Below are 15,993 nucleotides of genomic sequence, written 5' to 3'. Positions count from 1 at the left end.
ATTCCTCTTCGCGCCTTAGCGCCTTTGCGCGACATTATCCTCTCCCACTCCCATAAAGAGAAGCCCCACCCGCCGCAACCGTCACCAACGCGATCGCCATTACTGCCCGTAACTCCAAAGTTTCCCGCAAAATAAGAAAACCAATAACAGCCGCCGCCATGGGTTCCAAACTCAACAATACGCCAAACACCCTTACAGGTAGCCACCGTAACGCCTCTAACTCAAACGAGTACGGAATCGCCGAAGAAAGAATCGCCACCCCAAACCCAATTAATAGCATTTGTGGATTTAACAGCGCCGAGCCACCCGTCACAATCCCCATTGGCAACATGACGATCGCCGCCACCGCCATCGCCAAAGCCAGCCCCACGCCGCCAGGAACAACCCGCCCCACTTTGGCAGAAAGGAGAATATAAGCCGCCCAAAATCCTCCCGCTGTCAGCGCCAAAATAATTCCAGTCAGATTGACACTCAAACCACCAATTGGAGCCAGCAACACGATCCCGCATCCAGCCAGCAACACCCACAACAGATCGAGCAAGCGCCGAGAGTTGGCGATCGCCACTCCCAAAGGTCCGATAAACTCTAACGCTACCGCAATGCCAATCGGAATCCGCTCGATCGCCAAATAAAATGAGAGATTCATCAAACCCAAAGACAAACCAAACAAAATTAGCACCCCGTAGTTCTGGCGCTGAATGCCCTTAAGTTGCGATCGCCATAGCACCAGCAACACTACCGCTGCAAAACCCACCCGTAACAGCACCACAGCAGCAGGACTGAGCGTACTAAACAACGTTTTCGCGATCGCCGAACCTAACTGAGTCGAGGCGATCGACAGCAGCACCAAAGTTGTAGGCGATAGAGTAGGCTGAGAACCAATCTTTTTCATCGTTCACCAACATCGTCGATCGAAGTGCGATCGCGTAACCCCAATCAACCATAATTCAACATCAGCCGCTGCAACAAATCACCCCTGAGAATAGTGGCTAGTGGCTAGCACTTAGTGGCTGGAAACTGAATTGTTATGTCTAGCCGCCAGTCACCAGCCACCAGTCACTGATAATTGATACCTGACAAGTGGCAAGTTTCTAAGGTAGATTAAAATTAATTAACATAAGAAAAAAACGCCCTTGCCCGTAAGCTTTAGGAGGCTAACCCTCGGTGAATAAACGGTGGAGAAACGCAGGGCTGTACGCATTACTGGCAATTGTGGTCATTGCGCTGGGAACGGCGTTCTTTGACAAACAGCCTCAGAGTCGAGAGACATGGCGATACAGCGATTTCATACAAGCAGTTGAAAAAGGTAGAGTTGCTCAGGTTAGACTTAGTGCCGATCGCACCAGGGCGCTTGTCAAGCCTCAAGATGGCAGCCAAGTCATCGTTAATTTACCCGATGACCCCGAATTAATTTCGATCTTGACGGAGAGAGGAGTTGATATTGCGGTTCTACCTCAAACCGATGAAGGTTTTTGGTTCAAAGCCCTCAGTAGCTTATTTGTCCCCGTCTTGCTTTTAGTTGGCTTATTCTTTTTACTACGCCGCGCCCAAAATGGTCCTGGCAGCCAAGCAATGAACTTTGGCAAGTCTAAAGCCAGGGTACAAATGGAGCCACAAACTCAGGTAACATTTGGCGACGTGGCTGGAATCGACCAAGCCAAATTGGAATTAAACGAAGTTGTAGACTTCCTAAAAAATGCAGATCGCTTCACCGCAGTCGGGGCGAAAATTCCTAAAGGTGTATTGCTAGTTGGACCTCCAGGGACGGGTAAAACCCTGCTGGCTCGTGCTGTAGCGGGTGAGGCTGGCGTTCCCTTCTTCTCAATTTCCGGTTCTGAATTCGTTGAAATGTTCGTTGGTGTGGGTGCGTCTCGCGTCCGCGACCTATTCGAGCAAGCAAAGGCAAACGCACCTTGTATCGTATTTATCGATGAAATCGATGCTGTCGGACGGCAGCGGGGTGCTGGTTTAGGTGGTGGTAACGACGAACGGGAGCAAACCCTGAACCAGTTACTCACCGAAATGGATGGCTTTGAAGGCAATACTGGAATCATCATTATTGCTGCGACTAACCGCCCAGACGTACTTGATGCAGCGTTATTGCGTCCCGGTCGTTTCGATCGCCAAGTGGTTGTAGACCGACCCGATTACGCCGGACGTTTGGAAATCCTCAAAGTTCACGCCCGTGGCAAGACTTTGGCAAAAGACGTAGATCTAGACAGAATTGCCCGTCGTACCCCAGGTTTTACAGGTGCAGACCTATCGAACCTATTGAACGAAGCTGCAATTTTAGCTGCTAGACGTAACCTGAGCGAAATTTCGATGGATGAAGTCAATGACGCGATCGATCGCGTGTTGGCAGGTCCAGAGAAGAAAGACCGCGTGATGAGCGAAAAGCGCAAGCAACTGGTTGCCTATCATGAAGCCGGTCACGCTCTCGTAGGGGCGCTGATGCCAGACTACGACCCCGTACAGAAAATTAGCATCATTCCTCGCGGTCGTGCTGGTGGTTTGACTTGGTTCACACCTAGCGAAGACCGGATGGACACCGGACTTTACAGCCGTTCGTATTTAGAAAATCAGATGGCTGTAGCTTTAGGTGGTCGGATTGCCGAAGAAATTATCTTTGGCGAAGAAGAAGTCACCACTGGTGCATCCAACGACTTACAACAAGTCGCTAGAGTCGCCAGACAAATGATTACTCGTTTTGGTATGAGCGATCGCCTTGGTCCTGTTGCCTTGGGTCGTCAACAAGGTAATATGTTCCTCGGACGCGATATCGTTGCCGAACGCGACTTTTCCGAAGAGACAGCCGCCGTCATTGACGAAGAAGTGCATCAGCTCGTTGATACCGCTTACAAGCGAGCAAAATCAGTCCTAACTGACAACCGTGCCATTCTAGATCGGCTAGCCCAAATGCTAGTAGAGAAAGAAACCGTAGACGCAGACGAACTGCAAGAGTTGTTAGCAAATAACGATGTTAGAACGGCTGCGATCGCATAGTTGTTCAAAACATCAACATTAGTAGGGTGGGCAAGGCTCACCTTTTTTTTATTTCAATAGTAGGGTGGGCAAGGCTCACCTTTTTTATTGCAGCGAGTAAGTGTTGTCATAGGGTAATTTCTGGGAATACTGAAAAATAGCAAACAATTATTAGTGTAGAGACGTTACATGTAACGTCTCTACAAAATTACCAACAACCAACAACTACCAGTAAATTTTATCCCCTAACACCTATGTCCATTCAACAACTTCAACCCGCCAATCAGCAAGAATTAAGAGTTTACCTTCCATATTTTCAAGGCAATAAACGTAATATCTTACCTCTTGCCATCAGTTTGTTTAAAAAAGGAGTGATGGAAGGACAGCGTAGAATTGAAGGCGCGGATGGTATTCCCTTTATAGCAACTTGGAATATTTCCACATTACCAGCAGACCTGATCCGGTGTCGGCTACAATTTGATAATAATGCCGAGTTGAGTTACGAGCTGCTAATGCAAAGCTCGGAATATATCGATCATTTAATCGATGTCATTCTCAATTTTCAGCGCAGCCGCAGTACAGATTTTTCTAAACCTTTTTACCGCAAACTCCTCCGTATTGAAGAATAGCAAATAGTGATTTTTATGAGTAGTTATGAGCAATTAGCTGCTAGCGATCGATAATTGGTGGCGCGATCGCTTGAGGGTGAGAACATAGATTATATCCCCCTCAATTCCCTTTAGAAAGGGAGACTTGTAAATTGTGATATTAAAACTTGGATTAGATTTTCTAGCAGCGATCGCATTTTATACTTGTCTGCCCATTCCTAAGTTGAAATTAGACTTTCAGCGCGTAGCGTGTCTTGTACCGCTGGTAGGTTTGATTGTTGGTGGAATTCTGGGATTGTTAGATCTGGGCTTATTTTTATTAGGCGTACCCATACTAACTCGCAGTGCTGTAGTTGTCGCGAGTTGGATGGCGATTACTGGGGGACTGCACCTAGATGGTGCAATGGATACTGCTGATGGCTTGGCAGTACAAGATCCGCAAAGACGCTTACAAGTCATGGCAGATAGCGTTACAGGTGCGTTTGGAGCAATGGTGGCGATCGCCATTCTAATATTAAAAATATCAGCCTTAACCGATCTCGATACTTATCGCCCTTTAATATTGATGGCAGCTTGTGGTTGGGGACGATGGGGACAACAAGTCGCGATCGCCTGTTATCCTTATCTCAAACCTACAGGTAAAGGAGCGTTTCACAAAGCAGCGATTCGGTCTTATTGGGATTTATTGCCAGGACTGTTATTATTACTCGGTCTTAGTGGAGTACAAATCTTGCTAAACCGCGATCGCATTGTAGCGTCTCTTGCTATGGCATTAGGTGGAAGCGCGATCGCGATTGTAACTGGAGCTTGGCTCAATTATAAGTTAGGCGGTCACACGGGAGATACCTACGGTGCGATCGTAGAATGGACAGAAGCTGTGTTTCTGTGCTTGTTGACAGCTTTTTGATAGTTGTTAGTTATCAGTTATCAGTTGTTAGTGACTAGTGGAATCGATAACAAGAAAAGAGTCCAGCCACTAGCCACTAGCTACTCATTTAATGCCGAATTGTCCGTCCTTCGATTGCAGGATAAGGTAGATCGGGAATGGAGTTCCACAATGCAGATGGTTTGTCTTTAATGACAAGAGGAACTTTGGCTGGCATTTTGGGATCGATAACAGGAATTTTGGACTGGTTAGGACCTGTTTGTAGATTGCCAGGAGCGGTAGTAGGATGGCTTGTATTCGTAGTCTCAGGTTTGGCGGGAGTGGGAGATGTCTTCTTGTTGCACATTTGAGAAAGATCCACTTGTTTACCATCCCGAGTTTGAAGGTAGCAGAGTAGCTCGTTAGCACTGGCACTTGAAATAAATGCGGTTGCAACGACCGATATTGATGTCGTGACTAACCCTAATAATAGTAAGTATTGGTTTTGCTTGTTTATCATTGATGGCGATTGAGTTAACCTATGGAACAGGGACTGCGGTGTCGTTAGTTGCTCCTGTGGCTCTCAGTTTGAGAATAGCTGGCATAAACCGCTCTAGAGGTACTGCCGTACTAATCGGTCTACCATCAGTAGCCGTGGCGTAGCCGTTATTCAAAGCCATAGTCCGAAAGTCTGTTTCTGAAACCGCAGAGAACATCGATGAACCAGAGGTTCCTGGCGTGATGTCACAGTCGTGTATGAGAATTTCTAGCTGTGGATCTTTACCCAAAATATTACAGCCAGCTTGCAAGGCTGGTAAGTACCCTTGATAATCTTTCAAAGCTGGATCTGTGGGCCAATCAGTAGGATAACCGATGTAGTTTGTGGGCTGACCGACAACAGTGTCTCCTGCTTTGCTAATGTCGTTTGGATTCCACTCGACGTTACCATACCAACCCGTGGCATCTCCTAAATTTGTGGTGAACCGGATAATTGCCCAATCCCGTCGCCATTCTTCTATGTTCTTAGGAAAAGCTTGCAGCCCTGTCCAGTAAGCGTCAACATTTGCTATAGCTAATTGAGTCGTGCCATAGCGTACGACATAAGCTTTGGCTTGTACTGGTATCCTGCCTTGTTCATCCCTCACGCAATGGCTATTTGTCAAGCCAATATTACGACCGACAACGGTGAAAGTACAAACTCCCCATTGCCCATCTGCCTTCTGAATTTCTAACTGCCCCACTGCTTTAGGCGGCGATACTGTCAACCACTGATACGCAGGTAAAACGCGGTCGTCTTGCCCGATGATATATGCTTGCGAGGATTGGAGTGTGGTTGCGATCGCTCCCAAACAACTGCCGAGCGATAAGATAGTGGCAGTTAACCTACGGTTTTTCGTCAAAAACTTTAAGCAATTAAGATTTTTACTCATAACGAGTACCTTCATCCATAATCCTTAATTTGTGGATGAAAGCTAATACATAAGGTAGATGACATATTTCCTACCGTTTACTAGCTATTTACCCAATCTTCACAGTAGAGTTAAAGCCTTGGTAAGGCAACAACTTTTTATGTCAATTTAATGACTAAAACTCGGGTATAACCTGTAGGATGTGAATTTAAGGTATAGCTAGAGAGGGCGATCGCGGTAAATATCTGAACACAAAATATTTACCAATATGCATTGCACCCGAAATCTTTTACATTGAGGAAGGAATACATACTTCACCTCTACGACTCCACCCAAGACAGTTGGCAACAGTCGAGCGGTGAAGCACAAGACGCAACGCAGAGGGAACACCCAATATGCACCTGAGTGAAATCACCCATCCTAATCAGTTGCACGGTTTGTCGATTCGTCAGTTACAACAGATTGCTCGTCAAATTCGCGAAAAACACTTGCAAACGATCGCCGCTAGTGGCGGACACCTGGGACCAGGGCTAGGCGTGGTGGAATTGACCCTAGCGCTATACCAAACATTAGACCTCGATCGCGACAAGGTGATTTGGGATGTCGGACATCAAGCCTATCCGCACAAGCTGATTACTGGTCGATACAGTGAGTTTCACACTCTACGGCAGAAAGATGGAGTCGCTGGCTATCTCAAGCGCTGTGAGAGCAAATTCGACCATTTCGGCGCGGGTCATGCTTCTACGAGTATTTCTGCTGCACTGGGAATGGCACTGGCACGAGATCTCAAGGGGGATAAATTTAAAGTCGCAGCAATTATTGGTGATGGAGCGCTAACAGGTGGTATGGCACTTGAAGCGATCAACCACGCCGGACACTTGCCTAAGACAAATTTACTCGTGATATTGAACGATAACGAGATGTCAATTTCACCGAATGTTGGTGCAATCTCTCGTTACTTAAATAAAATGCGTCTTTCTGCACCAGTACAGTTTCTTGCCGATAATTTAGAAGAACAAGTTAAACACATTCCCTTTGTTGGCGAATCTCTCACCCCCGAACTGCATCGGCTTAAGGGTGGCATGAAGCGGTTAGCCGTGTCAAAAGTTGGAGCAATCATCGAAGAACTCGGATTCACCTATCTCGGACCAGTAGACGGTCATAATCTGGCAGAATTGATTGCGACCTTCGAGCAAGCACATCACATCCAAGGACCAGTACTCGTCCACGTTGCAACAGTTAAAGGGAAAGGTTACGAGATTGCCGAAAAAGACCAAGTGGGATACCACGCCCAATCTCCCTTCGACTTGACAACGGGTAAAGCCATACCCTCCAGCAAGCCCAAACCCCCTGGCTACTCTAAAGTTTTTGCTCATACTTTGGTCAAACTAGCCGAAAATAACCCCAAAATTATTGGGATTACGGCAGCAATGGCAACTGGAACGGGACTGGATAAACTGGCGAGTAAGCTACCAAAACAATATGTCGATGTTGGGATTGCCGAACAACACGCCGTCACTCTAGGCGCTGGCTTGGCTTGTGAGGGAATGCGTCCTGTAGTAGCTATCTACTCGACTTTCTTGCAACGTGCCTACGATCAGATAGTCCACGATGTCTGCATCCAAAATCTACCCGTCTTTTTCTGTATGGACAGGGCGGGAATTGTGGGGTCTGACGGTCCGACGCACCAAGGTATGTACGATATTGCCTACCTGCGCTGCTTGCCCAACATGGTTTTGATGGCTCCCAAAGACGAAGCTGAGTTGCAGCAGATGGTCGTTACTGGAGTTAACTACACTGATGGACCGATCGCCATGCGTTATCCACGTGGTAACGGTTACGGCGTTCCCCTCATGGAGGAAGGTTGGGAATCCTTGCCAATTGGGAAAGGGGAAATCCTCAGACATGGGGACGATCTCTTACTGATTGGTTTTGGTGCGATGGTTCACCCTGCGATGCAAGTCGCAGAAATTTTGCGCGAACATGGGATTGAAGCCACGGTAATTAATGCTCGTTTTGCCAAACCCTTAGATACAGAGCTAATTCTACCTCTAGCGCAGCAAATCGGGCGCGTCGTGACTTTAGAAGAAGGCTGCTTGATGGGTGGGTTTGGTTCTGCGGTAGCCGAAGCTTTACTCGATGCAAATGTTGTCGTTCCTGTCAAGCGAATTGGCATACCAGATACTTTGGTAGATCACGCCGAACCAAATGAATCGAAAGCCGATTTGGGTTTGACCAGTCCGCAAATTGCTGAAACCGTGCGTCAAGCGTTCTTCAGCCAGCAGTTATCTCCTGTAGGTTCGTAATTTTTGATTTTGAGGTGGGCGATCGCCCACCTTTTTTATATTGGTAATTGGTAATTGGTAAATAGTCATTCCTCATTCGTCATTTGTTATGAGTGAGTAGAGTAGGTAGTGAGTAGTGATATATAAGAATTTATATCCAGCTTCTCCTGGCTTTTGACTTTTGACTTTTGACTTTTCCCTAGCCCCTAGCTCTCTATGATCTCTAGTCCTACCCACGTCTACCCTGTCATTTGGTACGAAGGCTCGGTTTTACTCATCGACCAAACGCACTTGCCAGCCGAGTATGCCTTTGTGGAAATTCATCGCTGTGAAGATATGGCACAGGCAATCAAAACGATGATTGTCCGAGGCGCACCAGCAATCGGTATCGCTGCTGCCTACGGTATGTACTTGGGGGCGCGGGAGATTGAAACCCACGATCGGGAGCAGTTTTTGTCGCAGCTAGAGCAAGTGGCTCAGATGTTGCGAACAACCCGTCCGACAGCGGTAAATTTATTTTGGGCGATCGCTCGCATGTTAAAAACTGCCTACGAAACGATTGGCACGGTTGAGGAAATTCGCCAAGTTTTGTTAACTACAGCACAGACAATTCAAACCGAAGATTTACAAACTTGTCAGGCAATTGGCGATCGCGGTCTGGAACTCTTGCCAAAAACTCCCGCTCAACTCAATCTCTTAACTCATTGCAATGCTGGAGCCTTAGCAACCGCAGGTTATGGTACGGCTTTGGGTGTTGTGCGTTCTGCTTGGTCTTGTGGTAGGTTATCGCGCCTCTATGCCGATGAAACTCGTCCCCGTCTCCAGGGAGCAAAACTAACTGCTTGGGAATGCGTCCAGGAAGGGATACCCGTTACGGTAATTACAGATAGTATGGCTGCCCACTGTATGCAGCAAGGTATGATTCACGCCGTTGTGGTGGGCGCTGACCGCATCGCCGCTAATGGCGATACGGCAAATAAAATTGGCACGTACAGCTTAGCGCTGGTAGCTAAGGCACATGACGTTCCTTTTTATGTTGCCGCACCCGTAGCAACAATTGATTTTGCGATCGCCACTGGTCGAGAAATCCCAATTGAGGAACGCGATCCGGTTGAAGTCTATCAGATTGACGATACTATCTTGACTCCAGCAGGCGTGGAATTTTACAACCCAGCTTTTGACGTAACTCCCGCTCATTTGATTACAGCAATTATTACCGAGCATGGGGCATTTTCTCCCAGTCAGTTGCAGCAAGAGTTACAGCATAAATATGTAGCATAGAGAAGAGAGAGTCGCGGAGCAACTTCCAATTCACGCATTCACGCATTCAAAACTAATTCCGAATTCCGAATTTTGCATTCCGAATTCTCCACGCACCACGCACCACCTTCTTGATGAACACTTCAAGCTCAGATCCCTGGATCGGTCGTTTTATTGGCGATTGCCGACGCTATTATCTAGAACAGCGCATCGGTGCGGGTGGTATGGGTAACGTTTATCTAGCTATGGATACGCGGCTGGGACAGGAGGTAGCGCTGAAATTACTGAGAGACACGCTCGCTGTCTCGATTCCATTGCATAAACGTTTTGAGCGCGAGGCGATGCTTTGTGCTGCCCTCAAAAGCGACCATATTGTCGATATTAGTGACTACGGCGTGACGGAAGAGGGATACCCTTTCTACGTGATGGAATATCTCGTTGGCGAAACACTAGGGCAACTCCTACGACGAGAGACACGATTGCCTGTAGAACGAACGATTGAAATTGCCTGTCAAGTCTGTGCGGGACTGCAACTCGCTCACCAAGGTGTTAGGATTCGGCGTGAGGGAGTTGTCACCACGAGCGATCCGATCCAAATCGTTCACCGCGACCTCAAACCCGATAATATTTTTCTGATCCCAACCGCTTTAGGGGAGTTAGTTAAAATTCTCGATTTCGGGATTGCTAAAATTCGCGATGAAGCACTAGAGTTAACTAACCTGACTAGTACGTTCTTAGGCACGTTCCGCTACGCTGCACCAGAACAGTTACAAATAGAGAAAAACATCGACGGACGGGCAGATATTTACAGTTTGGGGATGATTCTCTACGAGATGCTGAGTGGTTCCGATCCATTTGGCTTCGGAACTGAAGCCCGCAAAACGAGTGGCGTGTCATGGGGAATTGCCCACACTTCCCAAATGCCTCAATCATTGCGATCGCAACCTCAATGCGCACACTTGTCGGTCGAGCTAGAAGCAATTGTCATGCGCTGTTTAAACAAGCAACCAGAGCAACGCTTTGGCTCAGTGATGGAATTGAGTGCGGCACTACAATCCGTGCTACCAACTTCTTTGGGGCATACTGCTGGTTTTATCCATTCTCAACCCACCAAGGAGGCGATCGCCCCAAATTCGGCAAACTCAGCTACAGATGAGAGAAAGCCTACACCGCCGTCAGTAACTTCCCCCTCGTCCAATCGAACTCAGACTCCTCAAACGCGCATATTCGATCTGCACCAACATCAACCCAAGCAGTATACGCCGCCAGCTCATCGCACCGATGCCATAAACTCGAATCCAACCGACTCGAATCCAACCGACTCAAGACGAGCGCAACAGTTGAGCCAAACTCAGGTGCAAAACCCTTCCGTTGAGCAAAATAGTCGCGAACCACAAAGAACTAGAAGAAACTTATGGTTATTGTCTAGTGCAGGCTTTGTGTTAGGAGTAGCAGGAGTGACACTTGTGGCTGGCATTTTCTATTTGTATTTTTTGCTACCTCAATCCAAGCCTCCAACTCAATCCCCTTCAACGCCACCCGCATCACCACAACCTCTGGAACCGTGGTAAGTAAGCGATCGCGCCATAGCTCCTCAAAATACGCATACAAGCAAAGTATAATAAATTACGAAGAATAATCAAAAAATTCTTAAATTTCTTGCGAACAGGTAGAAAAAAGGTACTATTTTCTATGGAAGTTAAGAAAAATTGAATAAATTATTCGAGACATTTCACGAAAATTTAAGATGTCAGTCTGTATAGAGAGTGAGTAGTGTAAGGAAAGTCATAAGTCGTGAGTCGGAATTAACCGATAACTTTGTACAAACGTTACATGTAACGTCTCTACACTGATGACTGATAACTAATAATTAAAAAAGTTCCTCATGAAATTTAAATTTCCAATCTTTGTTTTAGTAGCTAGCTTGACATGTGCCAGTGCCATAGGATTTCAGGATCGAGTAGGGGCGCAGAATACCAGTCGCACTCAAGTATCTCCACAAAATACCTCCAATCAGGCAACCACTTTTGTTTGCGTCCGTTCTGGGAATGGCTTTGCTACAGTTGCAGCTAGGGGAAATCAACGCTCTGCACCAATGATTACCTGGCAAAGACAAGTCAGTGCAGAATATACGCCTCAAGAACGCTGTCAGCTAGTTTCCCAGAAGTTGACTAAAGCAGTTGCCGCGAATGGTGGGAGACTAAGTAATTTACTCCTGACAACTGGAATCATTAAAAATGAGACAGTTATCTGTTATGTCAATTCTGGTGCTAGCTGCGATACAAGCAATACGCTATTTACCCTCTCTCCAGAAAATGCTAAAAACCCTGGTGCAGCTTTAGCCAATTTGCTGCGTTTCGGTCAGCGTGCCGACTATTCGGCAATTCGTGAGAGTGCTAGCGGTGAAGGTGAGACTGCAACTACTGGCGCTATTGATATGGAAGCAGCAGTAGAGGAGGCTTTTTCAGCTGGTTACGAATCAGCGGGTACAGGCGCAAGCGAGGCATCTCCCGTGCAGCAACCTAGTAACTCTCCTGCAAATAGTAGTTGGTAGTTGGTAATTGGTAGTTGGCGAGAGGCAAGAGGTAAATTGATTGTTAAAGTCTTGGTAAGTACACTGATAATTGCGAGTTTAGCGTATATTTCTATACTAAAAAACTCCGAGCAAGCCTTAGCGCGATCGCAGTCTCAGCCGATGCTGATGAGTCAGGTTACAAGTGTAGAACCCGCCGTAGCGATCGCAGTGCCAGTAGTTGCCAGACAAGTGACTGTACGAATTTTTGCCGCTGCTGCTACAGGATCGGGCGCGATCGTGCGGCACAAAGGAGAAACGTACACCATATTGACCTGCGCTCACATTGTGGGTGAGGGTGAGGACGAGCGCTTCACGATTCTAACCGCAGACGGACAAAAGCACGTGGGCAAGCGGTTGCGATCGCCTGTATTGTCTGGATCGGATTTAGCCTTGGTAGAGTTTACCAGCAAAACAGCATATCAAGTCGTGGCGATCGCCGATACCAAAGCTGTAGCTGTCGGTGATTCCATCTATGCAGCTGGATTTCCTAATTGGCAATGGACGAGTGCGGATGCAGTCGAAGACACTAGAACTTGGGGTATTAAAGCCTTACGGGTGACGGAAGGTGAAGTAGCAATGCTACCAGAAAAATCTCTACAGGAAGGATATCAACTGGGTTATACCAACGAGATCGATCCAGGGATGAGTGGTGGTCCAGTTTTGAACCGCAAAGGACAACTAATTGGAATCAACGGACGCTTGAAATACCCGCCTCAAGGTATTAGTGCATTTACATTTACTGATGGTTCTGCACCATCCGAGCAAATGTACCAGCAAATGGAAGCATTGAGCTGGGCAATTCCCACTACAGCTTTTTCGCAAGCACTGAAGTGAAGAAGTCAAAAGTCAGAAGTCAAAATTAACCGATAACTGATAACTGACAACTGTACGGGTGGGTATGAAGCGAAGATTATGGCTAAAGCCCGTGAAACTGCTTGCGCGCACCCGCACGGACAGTTTGCTCAACGGGGGATACCCCCGCACGCAACTGTCCTCTCCTACCACAACTGATAACTGATAACTGATTTATGAAAACAAACTTTACTTATCCTCTTTTGACCGGAACGGTAACTTTAGTAGTGTTAGTAACGAGCCATAATTTAGCGCTGGCTCTATCTCCTCAAGAAATTGTCAAAATTGGCAGTCCAATGACGGTGCAGGTCAATCCTCCGATGGGAGTTAAAGATGGCGGTTCTGGAGTGATTATTCAACGACAGGGCAATACTTACACTGTCTTGACGTGCAATCATGTTGCTTTAATGCCTGCACCGCATACGATTCGTACTCATGATGGTCAGAGTTATGCAGTTGTGAGTACGGAAAAATTGCAAAAAAGCCCCAATGACCCCGATTTGGCATTGGTGACATTTAGTAGTGCGGCTGTATACCCGGTTGCCAAACTAGCGCCGTCTAACGTGCCTGTAGGAGCAGAAATTTTTGTCATGGGCTTCCCTGCTTTAGACCGGAAATTTGGTGCAGACCGCGATTTTGTCTTTTCGCCTGGATTCGTGACTAGTCGTCCCAGCAGTGCGCCAGAAGGCTATACACTGCGTTATAACTCAGTGACAAAAGGTGGAATGAGCGGCGGTCCTGTCTTTGATATTGATGGTCGAGTCGTTGGGATTCACGGGTTGGGAGGTAGCGATCGCGTAGACGTGAAGCAGCAGGGAAGCGACGCGACGATGGCGGTGAATATGAAAACTGGCTTTAATGGGGCAATTCCGATTAATACGTTTTTGGCAATGCGATCGCAGATCCCTCAAGCTCCAGCAGTCGCGGTGGATACTGCCCCCAGTACGGATAAACCAGCTCAAAGGTTAGAAAATCCCAAATCTGCTTCAGACTTTTTCGCTAAAGGATCGGTAGAACGCGATCGCGGCGATCGATCCAGAGCAATTGCTAACTACACTCAAGCGATCGCCCGCAACCCCAACTACGCCGACGCTTACTATCAAAGGGGAAACGCCCGTTACGACCAAGGAGACAAGCAGGGGGCGCTAGCAGACTACGACCAAGCGCTGAAATTTGACCCCAACTATGCCAATGCTTATTATCAACGGGCAGTCATTCTTTACAATCGGGGCAACAAACAGGAAGCGCTGTCAAGTTTCGATCGCTACATCACTCTCGTTCCTAACGACGCTCAAGCCTATCACAGTCGCGGTGCGATTCGCCGCAGTATGGGAGACGGTCAGGGAACGTTTGACGATTTCGATCGCGTCGTCCGGCTCGAACCGGATAATTCTAGGGCATATTACAATCGCGCCTTAGCTCGGACGATGTTGCGAGACTCTAAAGGAGCGCTGGACGATTTTAGCCATGCTTTAAATCTCGATCCGAGTTGGACGACAGTGTACAACAACAGAGCAATTCTCCGCCGCCGCTTGGGAGACCGACAAGGAGCAGTTGATGATTTTAGTAAAGTCATCAGTATAGAGCCGAAAAATGCCGAAGCTCACTACAACCGAGGTTTAGTACGACGCGATTTAGGCGATCGCCAAGGTGCGATCGAGGACTTACAGCTGGCTGCTAATATATTCCAACAAAAAAACGACAGCACGAATTATCAAAAAGCATTGGAGAAAATTGAGAGCATTCAAGCAATGCCCGTAATTCCCGCAGTACCCGCACCTGTAGTGACTCCAACAACAACTTCACCATCAGATAATTCCACCAATCTCAATCAACCAACTAACTCTCAACCAACCAACACTCAACCAACTAACTCTGGCGATTCGGGTAATATTCCCGAATCTGCCGCACCAGCGCAACCCGAAAATAACTCAACTTGGTAGTGGTTAAGTCAGTGTAGAGACGTTACATGTAACGTCTCTACACTGACAACTGATGCGTCAGCTAGTTCAAAATGATGAGAAAATACTTAAACAACTCATCATAGAAATTTACAGCTCGTCATTATGGCTCAGATTCAGTTTTCTAAAGGTGTTACCGAAGAAACAGTCCCAGATGTACGCTTGACGCGATCGCGAGATGGGAGTAATGGTACGGCAACTTTTTATTTTCAAAACCCCCAAATTTTGAGCGAGGGTAGCAATGAAGAAGTGACGGGGATGTACTTGATTGATGAAGAAGGGGAACTTGTGACCCGCGAAGTCAAAGGAAAATTTATCAACGGTAAACCAGAAGCCATTGAAGCGATCTACCTGATGAAATCGACCGAAGAGTGGGATCGGTTTATGCGGTTTATGGAAAGATACGCCAACGAACACGGCTTGGGATTCAACAAATCGTAGTTTTTTAGAAATCTGTGACACATCAGCCTCACCCTGACATACCAGGATTGACAGTCAGTTGTGCTGTTATCACCGTCAGCGATACCCGTTCCCCAGAAACAGATAAAAGCGGTCGCCGAATCGAGCAATTGCTCGTAGCAGCGCGTCATACTGTGGGATTTTATGCGATTGTTAAAGACGAACCAGAGCAAATTCGATCGCAGATAGAATCGTTCAGCCAGCGTGTAAATTTAGATGTGGCAATTTTTAATGGGGGTACGGGTATCGCCCCCAGAGATACAACCTACGACGCGATCGCCTCTTTACTAGAGAAAACTTTACCAGGATTTGGCGAATTATTTCGGTATCTGAGCTATCAAGACATTGGTTCCCGCGCCATAGCTTCGCGAGCGATCGCGGGTGTATATCAGGGTAAACTCATTTTTTCGCTTCCAGGTTCTACTAACGCCGTACAACTGGCAATGGAAAAGCTAATTTTGCCAGAGTTGACTCATTTAGTCAGACAGTTACGCAAGTAGTTGGCGATCGCCGATCGATGTGCAGACATCTAGCAAAAGATATAAGTAGAAATATAAAATTTTATCTCTCCACCATTCAAAAGAACTGACAAGTTAATCTAAATATTTCTCATAGTAATCTTTTCGTAACTTGCATAAACTGCTAGGCATAGTGTAGCGATTGTTGCATTTTTATCGATGGAATTAAGCTTGCAATTTGACTGCGATCGAGCAAATTGTCGAGCTTGCCATGCTCTC

The 15,993-nt window shown here is 47.0% G+C and carries 14 protein-coding genes; 11 read left to right on the top strand and 3 right to left on the bottom strand.

Features of this window, described 5'->3' with window-relative positions; all coding sequences use genetic code 11:
- Positions 1 to 34: 34 nt before the first annotated feature.
- Positions 35 to 892, bottom strand: a complete 858-nt coding sequence (locus tag CHRO_RS20395) for an EamA family transporter (RefSeq protein ID WP_015156117.1) — start codon at positions 890 to 892, stop codon at positions 35 to 37.
- Between the two features lie 272 nt (positions 893 to 1,164).
- Between CHRO_RS20395 and ftsH3 the strand changes: the two genes are divergently transcribed.
- The 3 genes from ftsH3 to cobS all read left to right on the top strand — a co-directional run bounded on the left by ftsH3 (position 1,165) and on the right by cobS (position 4,497).
- On the top strand, positions 1,165 to 3,003 hold the full coding sequence (ftsH3, locus tag CHRO_RS20390) for an ATP-dependent zinc metalloprotease FtsH3 (protein ID WP_015156116.1): 1,839 nt from the start codon (positions 1,165 to 1,167) through the stop codon (positions 3,001 to 3,003).
- Between the two features lie 233 nt (positions 3,004 to 3,236).
- Positions 3,237 to 3,611: a type IV pilus biogenesis protein EbsA gene (ebsA, locus tag CHRO_RS20385; RefSeq protein ID WP_015156115.1), complete on the top strand. Its 375-nt coding sequence runs from the start codon at positions 3,237 to 3,239 to the stop codon at positions 3,609 to 3,611.
- Between the two features lie 133 nt (positions 3,612 to 3,744).
- On the top strand, positions 3,745 to 4,497 hold the full coding sequence (gene cobS / locus CHRO_RS20380) for an adenosylcobinamide-GDP ribazoletransferase (protein WP_015156114.1): 753 nt from the start codon (positions 3,745 to 3,747) through the stop codon (positions 4,495 to 4,497).
- An 88-nt stretch (positions 4,498 to 4,585) separates the two neighbouring features.
- Here the strand turns inward: cobS and CHRO_RS20375 are convergent, their stop codons facing one another.
- Both CHRO_RS20375 and CHRO_RS20370 read right to left on the bottom strand, forming a co-directional pair.
- Positions 4,586 to 4,975 (bottom strand): hypothetical protein, encoded by a 390-nt coding sequence (locus tag CHRO_RS20375; RefSeq protein WP_015156113.1) that lies wholly within the window; start codon positions 4,973 to 4,975, stop codon positions 4,586 to 4,588.
- A 19-nt stretch (positions 4,976 to 4,994) separates the two neighbouring features.
- The gene (locus CHRO_RS20370) at positions 4,995 to 5,885 is read right to left on the bottom strand and encodes a trypsin-like serine peptidase (protein ID WP_041462558.1); all 891 of its coding nucleotides are present in this window, start codon (positions 5,883 to 5,885) and stop codon (positions 4,995 to 4,997) included.
- A 374-nt stretch (positions 5,886 to 6,259) separates the two neighbouring features.
- Between CHRO_RS20370 and dxs the strand changes: the two genes are divergently transcribed.
- The 8 genes from dxs to CHRO_RS20330 all read left to right on the top strand — a co-directional run bounded on the left by dxs (position 6,260) and on the right by CHRO_RS20330 (position 15,756).
- The gene (dxs, locus tag CHRO_RS20365; RefSeq protein WP_015156111.1) at positions 6,260 to 8,170 is read left to right on the top strand and encodes a 1-deoxy-D-xylulose-5-phosphate synthase; all 1,911 of its coding nucleotides are present in this window, start codon (positions 6,260 to 6,262) and stop codon (positions 8,168 to 8,170) included.
- A 195-nt stretch (positions 8,171 to 8,365) separates the two neighbouring features.
- Positions 8,366 to 9,430, top strand: coding sequence for an S-methyl-5-thioribose-1-phosphate isomerase (gene mtnA, locus CHRO_RS20360; protein WP_015156110.1), 1,065 nt, complete (start codon positions 8,366 to 8,368; stop codon positions 9,428 to 9,430).
- A gap of 113 nt (positions 9,431 to 9,543) precedes the next feature.
- Positions 9,544 to 10,980 carry a serine/threonine-protein kinase gene (locus CHRO_RS29895; RefSeq protein WP_015156109.1) on the top strand — a complete coding sequence of 479 codons (1,437 nt, stop codon included), beginning with the start codon at positions 9,544 to 9,546 and terminating at the stop codon, positions 10,978 to 10,980.
- A 314-nt stretch (positions 10,981 to 11,294) separates the two neighbouring features.
- Positions 11,295 to 11,963, top strand: a complete 669-nt coding sequence (locus CHRO_RS20350) for a COP23 domain-containing protein (protein ID WP_015156108.1) — start codon at positions 11,295 to 11,297, stop codon at positions 11,961 to 11,963.
- Positions 11,964 to 12,818, top strand: coding sequence for a S1 family peptidase (locus tag CHRO_RS20345; protein ID WP_106167817.1), 855 nt, complete (start codon positions 11,964 to 11,966; stop codon positions 12,816 to 12,818).
- 194 nt (positions 12,819 to 13,012) lie between these two features.
- The gene (locus tag CHRO_RS29890) at positions 13,013 to 14,779 is read left to right on the top strand and encodes a tetratricopeptide repeat-containing S1 family peptidase (protein ID WP_015156106.1); all 1,767 of its coding nucleotides are present in this window, start codon (positions 13,013 to 13,015) and stop codon (positions 14,777 to 14,779) included.
- Between the two features lie 123 nt (positions 14,780 to 14,902).
- Positions 14,903 to 15,238: a photosystem II reaction center protein Psb28 gene (psb28, locus tag CHRO_RS20335; protein ID WP_015156105.1), complete on the top strand. Its 336-nt coding sequence runs from the start codon at positions 14,903 to 14,905 to the stop codon at positions 15,236 to 15,238.
- Positions 15,239 to 15,252: 14 nt separating this feature from the next.
- Positions 15,253 to 15,756, top strand: a complete 504-nt coding sequence (locus CHRO_RS20330; protein WP_015156104.1) for a MogA/MoaB family molybdenum cofactor biosynthesis protein — start codon at positions 15,253 to 15,255, stop codon at positions 15,754 to 15,756.
- Positions 15,757 to 15,993 lie beyond the last annotated feature (237 nt).

The organism is Chroococcidiopsis thermalis PCC 7203, from assembly GCF_000317125.1.
GTDB lineage: Bacteria > Cyanobacteriota > Cyanobacteriia > Cyanobacteriales > Chroococcidiopsidaceae > Chroococcidiopsis > Chroococcidiopsis thermalis.
Note: the sequence above shows the minus strand (reverse complement) of the source record. Positions and strands in the feature narration are given on the sequence as shown.

Coding starts and splice junctions, on each gene's coding strand:
- CHRO_RS20395 (WP_015156117.1), bottom strand. CDS start 892: ATGAAAAAGATTGGTTCTCAGCCTACTCTATCGCCTACAACTTTGGTG.
- CHRO_RS20350 (WP_015156108.1), top strand. CDS start 11,295: ATGAAATTTAAATTTCCAATCTTTGTTTTAGTAGCTAGCTTGACATGT.
- CHRO_RS20375 (WP_015156113.1), bottom strand. CDS start 4,975: ATGATAAACAAGCAAAACCAATACTTACTATTATTAGGGTTAGTCACG.
- ebsA (WP_015156115.1), top strand. CDS start 3,237: ATGTCCATTCAACAACTTCAACCCGCCAATCAGCAAGAATTAAGAGTT.
- CHRO_RS29890 (WP_015156106.1), top strand. CDS start 13,013: ATGAAAACAAACTTTACTTATCCTCTTTTGACCGGAACGGTAACTTTA.
- psb28 (WP_015156105.1), top strand. CDS start 14,903: ATGGCTCAGATTCAGTTTTCTAAAGGTGTTACCGAAGAAACAGTCCCA.
- CHRO_RS20370 (WP_041462558.1), bottom strand. CDS start 5,885: ATGAGTAAAAATCTTAATTGCTTAAAGTTTTTGACGAAAAACCGTAGG.
- dxs (WP_015156111.1), top strand. CDS start 6,260: ATGCACCTGAGTGAAATCACCCATCCTAATCAGTTGCACGGTTTGTCG.
- CHRO_RS29895 (WP_015156109.1), top strand. CDS start 9,544: ATGAACACTTCAAGCTCAGATCCCTGGATCGGTCGTTTTATTGGCGAT.
- mtnA (WP_015156110.1), top strand. CDS start 8,366: ATGATCTCTAGTCCTACCCACGTCTACCCTGTCATTTGGTACGAAGGC.